This is a genomic window from Cutibacterium equinum (assembly GCF_028021195.1).
GTDB classification, from domain to species: domain Bacteria; phylum Actinomycetota; class Actinomycetes; order Propionibacteriales; family Propionibacteriaceae; genus Cutibacterium; species Cutibacterium equinum.
In genome coordinates this window covers 1,750,545-1,762,546 of record NZ_CP115668.1, presented here as the reverse complement: position 1 = coordinate 1,762,546, position 12,002 = coordinate 1,750,545, and the positions used below count along the sequence as shown (strand labels likewise).

Here is a 12,002-nt window from a genome sequence, read left to right as displayed (position 1 = left end):
CGTAAGTTCCACTTCATTGCTCATCTGGCAGGATCCAGCCACTCATCTGTGGACGTTCGCACAGTCTGGGGCCATGCGAGTGGCGCGACATGGGGCCTTGGGCCATAGACTCGGCCTCATGGAACAACTCCACGACGTCGTTCTGGTGGTCGACTTCGGGGCGCAGTACGCCCAGCTCATCGCCCGCCGGGTGCGTGAGGCGAATGTGTACTCCGAGATCGTCCCGCACACCATGCCAGTGCGCGAGATGCTCGCCAAGGAACCTGCTGCGATCATCCTTTCCGGTGGTCCGGCCTCGGTCTACGCGGATGGGGCACCGAGCGTTGACCCGGCCCTGTTCAACGCCGGTGTGCCGGTGATGGGTATCTGTTACGGCTTCCAGGCCATGGCCCAGGCTCTCGGCGGCCAGGTCGCCCACACCGGAGCCTCTGAGTATGGACGTACCAGCCTGTGCATCACCTCCCCCGGACAGCTCCTGTCCCGTATTCCTCACACCATCAGCGTGTGGATGAGTCACGGGGACTCCGTGTCCCGTGCCCCGGAGGGTTTCTCGACCCTGGCCCGTACCGCCGGCGCTCCGGTGGCTGCCTTCGAGGATGTGGAACGCAAGCTCGTCGGCGTGCAGTGGCACCCGGAGGTGCAGCACTCCGAGTCGGGTCAGACGGTGCTGGAGCACTTCCTCTTCGACCTCGCCGGATGCCGTCCGGACTGGACTGCCAGTTCGATCGTCGGCGACCAGATTGCCCAGATCCGTGGTCAGGTTGGCGATCGTCGCGTCATCTGTGGCCTGTCTGGAGGTGTCGACTCTGCGGTTGCTGCTGCTCTGGTGCAGCGTGCCGTCGGGGACCAGCTCACCTGCGTCTTCGTCGACCACGGTCTGCTGCGTCAGGGAGAGGCTGAGCAGGTCAAGCACGATTTCGTCGAGGCCACGGGTGCCGACCTGGTGGTGGCAGATGAGTCCCAGCGCTTCCTCGACGCCCTGGCTGGAGTCACTGACCCCGAAGCCAAGCGCAAGATCATTGGCCGCGAGTTCATTCGCACCTTTGAAGACGTCGCCAAGCGGCTCAACGCCGATCAGACGATCGACTTCCTGGTGCAGGGCACCCTCTACCCCGACGTCGTCGAGTCCGGCGGTGGCGAGGGGGCAGCCAACATCAAGAGCCACCACAATGTCGGCGGTCTGCCCGACGACTTGCAGTTCAGCCTGGTCGAGCCGTTGCGGACGCTGTTCAAGGACGAGGTGCGAGCCGTCGGCCTGGAGCTGGGGCTGCCCGAGGACATCGTGTGGCGTCAGCCCTTCCCCGGTCCGGGTCTGGGGATTCGCGTCATTGGCGAGGTGACCAAGGATCGTCTCGAGGTGTTGCGTACCGCTGACGCGATCACCCGCGAGGAGATGAGCGCGGCTGGTCTGGATCGCAAGGTCTGGCAGTGCCCGGTGGTCCTGCTTGGTGACGTCCACTCGGTGGGTGTGCAGGGTGATGGACGGACCTACGGTTCCCCGATCGTGCTGCGCCCGGTGACCAGTGAGGACGCCATGACCGCTGACTGGGCGCGTATTCCCTACGACGTGCTGGAGAAGATCTCGACGCGGATCACCAATGCCTGTCCGCAGATCAACCGAGTTGTGCTCGACATCACGTCGAAGCCGCCGGCCACCATCGAGTGGGAGTGATGAACTCTTGACATGACAGGGTCCGCACCGAATCGATCGGTGCGGACCCTGTCATGTGGTGGTCAGTCTTCGGTGTACGGGTTGAAGTTCTCGTCGTGACGTCGCGCAGATGTCGTCTCGTCGAAGTTCCAGGCATCTCCCGAGCGAGGCGATGCCTGCTTTTGTCGCGCCTTTCGGGCCAGATCACCAGCCACGCTCTCGCCGCTGCCCTCCTCCGGGATGATCATCCACAACACAAGGTAGAGGAGCGGTCCCGAACCGGCAGCAAGAACCAAGAGTGCAGCGATGACGCGCACGATGGTCGGGTCCACATCGAGGGCGTTGGCAATACCTTGGCAGACGCCGCCGATGATGCGGCCTTCCTGGGGGCGGGTGAGCTTGGTGGCCATGGGTCATCCTCCTGACTAGTGGCTTACATCCATGGTGCCACGCGGTTGTCAAAGGCGTGGCACGAATTGGTGCGCGCGAGGTGTCAATACATGCAGCGAGGCCCCGTCATGTGACGGGGCCTCGCTGGGGTGGGGGTAGGTCAGTGGTTCTTCTTGGTGATGGCGCCCCAGATCCACAGGACGATGAGCGCACCGACGATCGAGATGAGCCAGGTCCAGGGGCTCCAGAAGTCTTGAAGCGGCTTGTGGAAGATGAGGGAGCCAAGCCAGCCACCAAGCACCGCGCCCACGACACCGAGAAGGAGGGTGACGAGGAAGCCGCCTCCCTGCTTGCCCGGCATGATGGCCTTGGCGATGGCGCCGGCGACGAGTCCGAGAACAATCCATGCGATAAATCCCATGGATCCAGTATCCGCGACGATGGGTCAAAACGTCCAGCAACGACCGCGGACCGTGGTGAAGAGTTCATCGGAACGCCACATTGGTACCACCAGAAATAGGCTTCTGGCTAGGCAAGACGTCATCGTTTACGCTGGTGAAGGAATCTCAGAAAAATGGCCGCCACGGTGACAACAGCGTCTCGGTGAATTTCGCGACGTGTGATCGGGACTGCCATTCGCCCAGGGTGAGCTCCACGCAGTTCGCCATGTCGATCTCGAATATTTCAGCCATCCGCTGCGCGACGGTGGGATCGGTGATGGCGACGTTGACCTCATAGTTGCCCTGGAGGGACAACCTGTCGAGGTTGGCCGTGCCGATCGTCGACCAGATGCCGTCAATGGTGCAGGTCTTGGCGTGCACCATGGCCCCCTGGTAGAGGAACAGCCGGACGCCCTGATGAAGGAGTTGGTCGTAGTAACCTCGGCTCAGCCAGTCGGCGACGACGTGGTTCGACTCGGCGGGAATGACGATGCGCACGTCGACCCCTCGGAAGGTCGCCTGGCGGAGGGCAGCAACGACATCGGCGTCAGGGATGAGGTAGCCCTGAGTCATCCAGATCCGCTCACTGGCGCGGTCAATGGCCTCCAGGTACATGTTGCGAATGGGGTAGACGCCCATCCGTGGGGAATTGCGGTGCACGGCGAAGGGAGTGTCCCAGTAGCGCGCCCCGGGGGAGGGCAACACCGGCTGATGGCGTCGGGAGACCAGCGCCCCCTTGGGTCGCTGATTCCACATGTCGACGAAGGTGCTCTCCAACTCGCCAACCGCCGGACCGGTGATGCGGGCGTGGGTGTCACGCCAGCGATCGGCATACAGCGAACCGATGTTGTACCCGCCGATGTAGGCGACATGGGAGTCGACGATGAGAAGTTTGCGGTGGTCTCGTCCCATGTTGCGAATGGTTGGCATCCACGACGGGGTGACCAGCGGTTGAGCGCGCACATGGACGCCGTGTAGTTCGCGGAAGAAACGCGGATCGACGACGAGGTTGGCGAAGGTGTCCCACATCGCATACACCTCGACGCCACGGGCAGCGGCGTCGACGAGGGCTTGACGGAACTGGCGACCGACCTCGTCGCTCTTCCAGATGAAGGTTTCCAGATACACGGTGTGCTGGGCTGCCTCGATGTCGCGGATCATCGCCGCGTACAGGTCACGCCCGAAGGTGAAGATCTCGACCTGGTGATCGCCCACCTCGAGGGATTCCACCGCAGCAGTGGGGAAGCGATAGGGGCGACGGCCGCGTCTCTTGATGTTGTTGAAGGCGACGAGTCCTGCCATCGTGGCCATCTGGGCGGCAACCGTTGCGCCTGCCACCCAGTGCAGGGCGCGACGGAGGGTGAATTTCTGGCGGGGAGGCCGGGTCATGTGCTCAGAGTACCGGGCCCCCTCACGCCGACTGCCAGCCAGCCGGCGTGAGGAGGCCCGGGATGGTGTCTGCCCGCGGATGAGGGTGTGATCACCGGCGCAGCGCCCGCCGTGCCAGCCAGTTGCCCAAGAACTGTGCCAGCTGCACGACGACGATGATCGTCACCACGGCAACGGCCGTCACCGTCCAGTTGTAACGCTGGTAACCGTAGGTGATGGCGAACTGGCCCAGCCCGCCACCGCCCAGGGCACCGGCGATGGCCGTCATGTCGACGATCGCGATGAGGATGTAGGTGTATCCGAGAATGAGCGGACCCAGGGCCTCGCGGGCCACGACCCCGACGAGGATCCGCCACGGACCAGCCCCCATGGCGCGGGCAGCCTCGATGACACCGGGCTCGACGGTGACGAGGTTCTGCTCAACGATGCGCGAGATCGCGAAGGTGGCCGCGATGCACAGCGGGAAGGTGGCGGCACGCACACCGATCGTCGTTCCGATGACCTTGAGGGTCAGTGGCGCGATCGCCGTCATGAAGATGATGAAGGGGATCGGCCGGATGATGTTGACGATGACGTTGAGGATGGTGTGGACGACCTTGTTGGCGAGTAGCCCACCACGACGGGTGGCGTAGAGCAGGATGCCCAACACCAGTCCGAAGATGCCACCGATCACCAAGGTGATCAGGGCCATGAAGAGGGTTTCCCAGATCGACTGGAGATATATCGGACGCAGGTAGTCACTCATCGGTGGTTCTCCTGACTGGTGGTAGCGGTGGCAGCCGTGTGGCAGGTGGCCGTCAGGACCGTGGCAGCTTTCTCGACGGCCTCGTCAGGGCCCGACAAGGCCACGGTGTAATTGCCCAGCGAGCCATCGTGGACCTCGATGACTCCACCGTGGACGATCCGGAAGGATGCCCCGGTCCCGCCGATACGAGCCAGCGCGTCACCAAAGGCGTCACTGGACACCGAGCTGACGCTGACCAGGCGAGCGCCAGGGTTCTCCGAGCGCAGCCGGTTCTCCTCCTCGGCGCTGGGATGCTGGCCGATGATCGTCGACAGAAAACGCTGAGTGGTCTCCGACTGCGGATGGGCGAAGACTTGGCGAGCGCTCCCGGTCTCGACGAGGTGTCCGGCCTCCAGCACCGAGACCTGCTGGGCGATGGAACGGACGACCTCCATCTCGTGGGTGATGACGACGACCGTCACGCCGAGAACCTCGTTGACTCGCTTGAGCAGGGAGAGGACGTCAGCGGTCGTCTCCGGGTCGAGGGCCGAGGTGGATTCGTCGGCCAGCAGGATCGACGGTTTGGTGGCCAGCGCCCGGGCGATCCCGACGCGCTGTTTCTGCCCGCCGGAGAGCTGGTCGGGATGATCCCAGGCCTTGCTCGTCAGCCCGACGAAGCTCAGCAGCTCGGTGACGCGCTCCTTGATCTGGGCCTTCTTCCAACCAGCCAGCTTGAGCGGGTAGGCGACGTTGTCGTAGATGGTCCGGGACCCGAACAGGTTGAACTGCTGGAAGATCATCCCGATGTCGGCTCGCAGCGGGCGCATCGCCTTGTCAGAGAGCTGGGAGACGTCCGTGCCGTCAACCAGCACCCGTCCACTGGTGGGGGTTTCCAGCCCGTTGACGAGGCGTACCAGGGTGGATTTCCCGGCACCGGAGTGTCCGATGACCGCCGAGATGGAACTTTTCTTGATCGCCAGGGTGATGTCGTCAAGGGCCCTCACCGACCCGGTGCGGGTCTGGAAGTCCTTGGTGACGTGTTCGAAGACGATGTGATCGTGACACGGTGGCGCCGACATGGGCGCGACATCTGTTGACATGGTGAGCCTCGCTGGAAAACGGATGCGGATCAGGAATCCGACTTCTTGATGTCGGCGGTCAGATCGGCCAGGATCTTGTCGAGATCAGCCTGCGGACGATCACCAACGACTTTGGCGGTGCCGCCGGACTGCTCGATGATCGACTTCTGGACCTCCGGGTCAGACCACAGCTTGGCGACCTTCTTGTAGGTCTCGTTGTCCTTGTCAGCGGCCTTGGCGGCGACGATGTTGATGTACGGGTCAGCCGACTTGCCGGTGGCGTCGTCCTTGTAGAGGACCTTGTTGCGGTCCAGGCCGGCGTCGGCGGCGAAGTTGTTGTTGACGACTGCGGCGTCGACACCGTCGAGGGATGCAGCCGTCTGGGCGGCGTCAATGGCCTTGACCTTCACCGTGGACTGGTCAGCGATGACGTCGGCAGGGGTCGACAGGGCAGAGCCACCGTCACGCAGCTTGAGCAGTCCGGCCTTCTGCAGCACGAGAAGAGCACGTCCCTGGTTGGTGGCGTCATTGGGGATGGCGACGGTGGCTCCAGCCGGTAGCTGGGAGACTTGCTGGTACTTCTTGGAGTAGATGTTCAAGGGCACGATGTAGGTCGCGGCAATCGGGGTGAGGTCGTCGTGGTGCTTGACGTTGTAGTCGGCGAGGAAGAGAAGGTGCTGGAAGACGTTGAGGTCGACCTGGCCCTGGGAGAGGGCGACGTTGGGCTGGGTGTAGTCGTTGAAACTGACGACCTCGATGGTGATGCCCTGTGCGGAGGCCTTCTTCTTGAGGACCTGCCAGTAGTCGTTGGCGGCCTCGGTGGTACCGATCTTGACGGTCGTCGTACCGCCTGCTGTTGAGTCGTCGTCCTTGTTCCTGGTCACCGCGACGATGATGCCGGCGATGATCGCCAGCGCAACGACGATGACGGCGACGATGAGGCCGGTGTGGCGGCCTCCGGGCTTTTCGGGGAGGGCTTCGGGGGTCGACGTCGAGGGGGTGGATGCGCTCATGATGGGTCTCCTGGATGTGTCATGGGGTGTCGAGCAAAAAGGTGTGATCGGGTATGGCCCGTAGCTCTGCCTGGGTACGCAGATGCGGGCATGGATCGACTACTGGTATGAACCAGAAAAAAGGAGGGTTCGGGAGTCCTGCCGACGGAATGAGGCCGTCGTCAGCAGGTGCCGAGCATTCGCAGGGAGCACGAGCGGCGCATCATCATCGAGGCCGCGCGAAGGTCGGCGTCGACGATGTGGCTGAAGGCCGCAGTCATGATCGTGCTCCTGAATCTCGTGGCGGCCCTGATCGGGCCGAGGTTTCCTTGAATGTACGGCCATTCAGCCGACGCTGTCAACAGGGGGCATGATTGGCCTGCCTGGGACATGGGATCACCACCGTGTGGTGGATCCGGTGGGTCGTAAGCTGTGAGTCGCCATGACGACACCGGATCTGTTTTCGTTCTTCGAATCGGCCCATGAGAGGCGTCACCCCGTCGAACCGGGGGTTCTGCCGGCCCATACCGCGATGACGACGACGGGAGCCTCACCCGCCGACCTGTTGACCGACCTCAACGAGCCCCAGCGCGAAGCCGTCCTGCATGCGGGGAGCCCGGTTCTCGTGGTGGCCGGAGCGGGTTCGGGCAAGACTCGGGTGCTGACCCGGCGTATTGCGCACCTGGTGGGTGAGCGAGGAGTCCATCCCGGGTCCATTCTGGCGATCACCTTCACCAACAAGGCGGCGGCCGAGATGAAGGCGCGTGTCGTCGATCTGGTGGGTAATCGGGCCAAGCCGATGTGGGTCTCGACCTTCCATTCGGCTGCTGTGAGAATGTTGCGAACTGATATTGATCGTCTCGATATTTCGCGCAATTTCTCCATTTACGACGACACTGACGCCAAACGACTCGTCACCCTGGTGGCCCGCGATCAGAATCTGGACCCGAAACAGTTCCAGCCGCGGGCGATCATGAACTGGATCTCGAATCAGAAGAACGAGCTCATCACCCCGCAGCAGGCTCTCGAGAGTGCCGGTAACGGAAACGACCGAACCAATGCTGAGGTGTACGCTGAATATCAGCGTCGTCTCCGGGCTGCGAACGCGCTGGACTTTGACGACCTCATCATGTGCACCGTCACTCTACTGAGACAGTTCCCGGATGTGCGGGAGCAGTATCGACGCCGTTTTCGTCACGTCCTCGTCGACGAGTACCAGGACACCAATACCGCGCAATATCAGTTCATTCGTGAGCTGTGTGGGGGTGATCCGGTCCGCTTGGCTGACGGGGCGCGCACCGTCGATCCGCCCGAGCTCATGGTCGTCGGCGATTCTGACCAGTCCATTTATGCCTTCCGCGGCGCAACGATTCGAAACATCCTTGATTTTGAAACAGATTTTCCCGGTGCCCGGACGATTCTGCTGGAGCAGAATTACCGCTCCACGCAGACGATTCTCACCGCCGCGAACAATCTCATCAAGGCCAACCCGAATCGTCGCGCCAAGAACCTGTGGACCGATCAAGGTGACGGGGACAAGATCGTCGGATATGTCGCCGACACCGAACACGAGGAAGCGGCCTGGGTGGCGCGGCGCATTGACGAACTCGTGGATGAGGGGCGCACCAGCTATGGACAGGTGGCGGTGTTCTACCGCACCAACGCCCAGTCGAGAGCTTTCGAGGATGTCTTCATTCGTACCGGTCTGCCATACCGGGTTGTCGGGGGAGTGAAATTTTACGAGCGCAAGGAGGTTCGCGACGCCGTCAGTTACCTGCGCGCCATCGCCAACCCCTCTGACGACGTCTCGCTGCGACGCATTCTCAACACTCCGCGTCGCGGTATCGGAGCCCGGGCCGAGGCCGCCGTCGAGATGTTCGCCACCGCCCGTCGGATCAGCTTCTGGGACGCCTTGAAGCGAATCGACCAGATCGATGGACTCGCGACGAGATCGGTCAACCAAATCCGCGCCTTCGTCGCCATGATGGAAGACCACATCGCGATGGTCGAGGCGGGCAAGCGGGCTGACGAGATCGCCAGCTCCATCCTCAAGGAGTCCGGCTACATCGCCGAGCTGGAGAACTCCAAGGACCCCCAGGACGAGACGAGGCTGGAAAACCTTGTCGAGCTGGTCTCGGTGGCCCAGGAATTCGTGGCCAGGGTCCATGCCGTCGACATCGATGCACAGCAGGAAGCCGACGTCGAGGATCTCGAATTGGCAGCCGACGACTCCCTGCCGGCCTTCTTGGAGCAGATCGCCCTGGTTGCCGATTCGGACCAGTTGCCGGCCGGTTCCGAGGGGGTCGTCACCCTCATGACCCTGCACACCGCCAAGGGGCTGGAGTTCGACACCGTCTTCATCACCGGATTCGAGGACGGCGTCTTCCCCCACATGAGGTCCTTGGCGGACGCCACCGAATTGGCCGAGGAAAGACGGCTGGCCTACGTGGGCATCACCCGTGCCCGCAAACAATTGTTCGTGTCCCGGGCCGCAGTGCGGACCATGTGGGGACAGGCCCAGTACAACCCACCCAGCCGATTCGTCGAGGAGATTCCCGAACGCCTCATCGAATGGGAGAGACTCGGCCAGGCGTCAGTGGGATGGTCGACCGCGGCGAGTGGCCGCTCGCGCTCGGCACGCGGGGCCTTGCACGACGACACCCCCGCCTTCGGTTCCGGGCGTGGACCCGCCAGTGCTCCCAGGGCCACGACCCCCTCGCTGTCGGTGGGGGACAAGGTGCTGCATTCCACGTTCGGTCTCGGTACCGTCAAAGCCACTTCGGGCCAAGGCGACAACGCCAAGGCTGACGTCGATTTCGGGTCGGCTGGTCTGAAACGGTTGGCGCTGAAATTCGCTCCACTCGAGAAGCTGTGAGGACGCCGGCGACAGTTCTGCCACGTCAGATCACTACTGGGTGGGCACTGGACCGTCGAGGTTGTTAATCTGTTCCCGGTGGGCAAATGACCAACCGTCTCGACCTCGCCGTGAGCATTGTTGTATGTTCGAGGTCGTAGGGTGCCGTCAGCCCCGTTCCCGGCCCGACAACGGCCGGTCGACTCGCAGAGTGGAGAGATTGTGGACCTGTACGAATACCAAGCCCGCGACTTGTTTGAGAAGCATGGTGTTCCTGTGCTTCGCGGCGTCGTCGCGGAGACTGCCGATCAGGCGTCCGAGGCCGCAGCCAAGCTCGGCACCCCCGTCGTTGCCGTCAAGGCGCAGGTCAAGGTGGGTGGCCGTGGCAAGGCTGGCGGTGTGAAGATCGCCAAGTCCCCTCAGGAGGCCGCCGAGCACGCCAACGCCATCCTGGGCATGGACATCAAGGGTCACACCGTTCACAAGGTGATGATCGCCGAGGGTGCTGACATCGCCGAGGAGTACTACTTCTCGATCCTGCTCGACCGCGGTGAGCGTCGCTACCTGGCGATGTGCTCTCGTGAGGGTGGCATGGACATCGAGACCCTCGCCAAGGAGCGCCCCGAGGCCCTGGCCAAGGTGCCGGTCGACCCGATCGACGGCATTGACGAGGCCAAGGCACGTGAGATCCTCACCGAGGCTGGCTTCCCCGCCGACGAGCAGGAGGCCATCGTCCCGGCCGTCATCAAGCTGTGGGAGACCTACCGTGATGAGGACGCCACCCTCGTCGAGGTCAACCCGATGATCAAGACCGGTGACGGACGCATCCTCGCCATTGACGGCAAGATGACCGTCGACAACAACGCCTCCTTCCGTCAGCCCGATCATGCGGCCCTGGTGGACCGCGCCGCCACCGACCCGCTGGAGCTGCGCGCCGGTGAGCTCGGCCTCAACTACGTCAAGCTGGATGGCAACGTCGGCGTCATCGGAAACGGTGCCGGCCTGGTCATGAGCACCCTGGACTGCGTCGCCTACGCCGGCGAGGAGTTCCCTGGATCCCCGAAACCCGCCAACTTCCTCGACATCGGCGGCGGCGCCTCGGCCGAGATCATGGCCAACGGTCTTGACCTCATCATGAGCGACGAGCAGGTTCGCTCCGTGTTCGTCAACGTCTTTGGCGGCATCACCGCCTGCGATCAGGTGGCGCTGGGAATCAAGGGCGCCCTCGAGAAGCTGGGCGACAAGGCCACCAAGCCGCTCGTCGTCCGTCTCGACGGTAACGCCGTGGCCGAGGGCCGCAAGATTCTCGAGGAATTCAACCACCCGCTCGTGACCATGGTCCCGACCATGGACGAGGCCGCCAGCAAGGCCGCCGAGCTCGCATCCAAGGAGGCCTGAGACATGGCGATCATTCTCGACCAGAACTCCAAGATCATCGTCCAGGGCATGACCGGCTCGGAGGGCATGAAGCACACCCAGCGCATGCTCGACTCCGGCAGTGCCGTCGTCGGCGGTGTCAACCCCCGCAAGGCCGGCACCACCGTGTCCTTCAACGGTGGCACCACCGTCCCGGTCTACGGCAGCGTCAAGGAGGCCGTTGAGGCCACCGGCGCCAACGTGTCGGTGATCTTCGTTCCCGCCAAGTTCACCAAGTCGGCCGTCATGGAGGCCATCGAGGCTGAGGTTCCGCTGGTTGTCTGCATCACCGAGGGTGTTGCCGTCAAGGACACCGCGGAGTTCTTCACCGCTGCCCAGCGCTCCGGCAAGACCCGCATCATCGGCCCGAACTGCCCCGGCATCATCAGCCCCGGAAAGTCCAACGCGGGCATCATCCCCGCCGACATCTCCGGCCCGGGACGCGTCGGCCTGGTCTCCAAGTCCGGCACCCTGACCTACCAGCTGATGTACGAGGTGCGCGACCTGGGCATCTCGACGGCCATCGGCATCGGCGGTGACCCGATCATCGGCACCACCCACATCGATGCTCTGCAGGCCTTCGAGGACGACCCGGAGACCGACATCATCGTCATGATCGGTGAGATCGGTGGTGACGCCGAGGAGCGCGCTGCCAAGTACATCTCGGAGCACATCACCAAGCCGGTTGTGGCTTACGTGGCTGGCTTTACTGCCCCCGAGGGCAAGACTATGGGCCACGCCGGAGCCATCGTGTCCGGTTCCTCGGGCACTGCGGCCGCCAAGAAGGAGGCTCTCGAGGCGGTTGGCGTTCGCGTCGGCAAGACCCCGACCGAGACCGCCAAGCTGGCCCACGAGGCGATGGACTCGCTCAAGAAGTGACGCCCTGATCCTGTGATCTGACCGAACCCGGCCCCACATGGGGCCGGGTTCGCTGCGTTGAGGTGCGCTCACGGTGTGTGCTGTGCTGCGCTCACGGTGTGTGTTGAGCTGCGCTCACGGTGTGTGCTGTGCCGTGGCCACAGGTGTGGTGACTCAGAATCGTCGCTGGTGGACGGTAGGGTTCCAGA

At 63.4% G+C, this 12,002-nt stretch carries 10 protein-coding genes; 4 read left to right on the top strand and 6 right to left on the bottom strand.

The window, feature by feature from the left end:
- The first annotated feature begins 118 nt into the window (after positions 1–118).
- The gene (guaA, locus tag O6R08_RS08020; protein ID WP_271417659.1) at positions 119–1,672 is read left to right on the top strand and encodes a glutamine-hydrolyzing GMP synthase; all 1,554 of its coding nucleotides are present in this window, start codon (positions 119–121) and stop codon (positions 1,670–1,672) included.
- 62 nt (positions 1,673–1,734) lie between these two features.
- Here the strand turns inward: guaA and O6R08_RS08015 are convergent, their stop codons facing one another.
- From O6R08_RS08015 to O6R08_RS07990, 6 genes are all read right to left on the bottom strand, one after another.
- Positions 1,735–2,061 carry a PspC domain-containing protein gene (locus O6R08_RS08015; protein ID WP_271417658.1) on the bottom strand — a complete coding sequence of 109 codons (327 nt, stop codon included), beginning with the start codon at positions 2,059–2,061 and terminating at the stop codon, positions 1,735–1,737.
- A 140-nt stretch (positions 2,062–2,201) separates the two neighbouring features.
- A complete protein-coding gene (locus O6R08_RS08010; RefSeq protein WP_271417657.1) occupies positions 2,202–2,462 on the bottom strand; it encodes a GlsB/YeaQ/YmgE family stress response membrane protein in 261 nt (86 codons plus the stop codon).
- 145 nt (positions 2,463–2,607) lie between these two features.
- A complete protein-coding gene (locus tag O6R08_RS08005) occupies positions 2,608–3,870 on the bottom strand; it encodes a phospholipase D-like domain-containing protein (protein ID WP_271417656.1) in 1,263 nt (420 codons plus the stop codon).
- Positions 3,871–3,961: 91 nt separating this feature from the next.
- Positions 3,962–4,615 (bottom strand): methionine ABC transporter permease, encoded by a 654-nt coding sequence (locus O6R08_RS08000; RefSeq protein ID WP_271417655.1) that lies wholly within the window; start codon positions 4,613–4,615, stop codon positions 3,962–3,964.
- Positions 4,612–5,694 (bottom strand): methionine ABC transporter ATP-binding protein, encoded by a 1,083-nt coding sequence (locus O6R08_RS07995; RefSeq protein WP_271417654.1) that lies wholly within the window; start codon positions 5,692–5,694, stop codon positions 4,612–4,614. The genes O6R08_RS08000 and O6R08_RS07995 overlap by 4 nt, the downstream gene beginning before the upstream one ends.
- A gap of 29 nt (positions 5,695–5,723) precedes the next feature.
- Complete coding sequence (locus tag O6R08_RS07990) at positions 5,724–6,686, bottom strand: MetQ/NlpA family ABC transporter substrate-binding protein (protein WP_271417653.1); 963 nt, start codon at positions 6,684–6,686, stop codon at positions 5,724–5,726.
- Positions 6,687–7,107: 421 nt separating this feature from the next.
- Between O6R08_RS07990 and pcrA the strand changes: the two genes are divergently transcribed.
- The 3 genes from pcrA to sucD all read left to right on the top strand — a co-directional run bounded on the left by pcrA (position 7,108) and on the right by sucD (position 11,814).
- Complete coding sequence (pcrA, locus tag O6R08_RS07985) at positions 7,108–9,540, top strand: DNA helicase PcrA (protein WP_271417652.1); 2,433 nt, start codon at positions 7,108–7,110, stop codon at positions 9,538–9,540.
- Positions 9,541–9,741: 201 nt separating this feature from the next.
- A complete protein-coding gene (sucC, locus tag O6R08_RS07980; RefSeq protein WP_271417651.1) occupies positions 9,742–10,917 on the top strand; it encodes an ADP-forming succinate--CoA ligase subunit beta in 1,176 nt (391 codons plus the stop codon).
- A gap of 3 nt (positions 10,918–10,920) precedes the next feature.
- Positions 10,921–11,814, top strand: a complete 894-nt coding sequence (sucD, locus tag O6R08_RS07975) for a succinate--CoA ligase subunit alpha (RefSeq protein ID WP_271417650.1) — start codon at positions 10,921–10,923, stop codon at positions 11,812–11,814.
- The last annotated feature ends 188 nt before the right edge of the window (positions 11,815–12,002 follow it).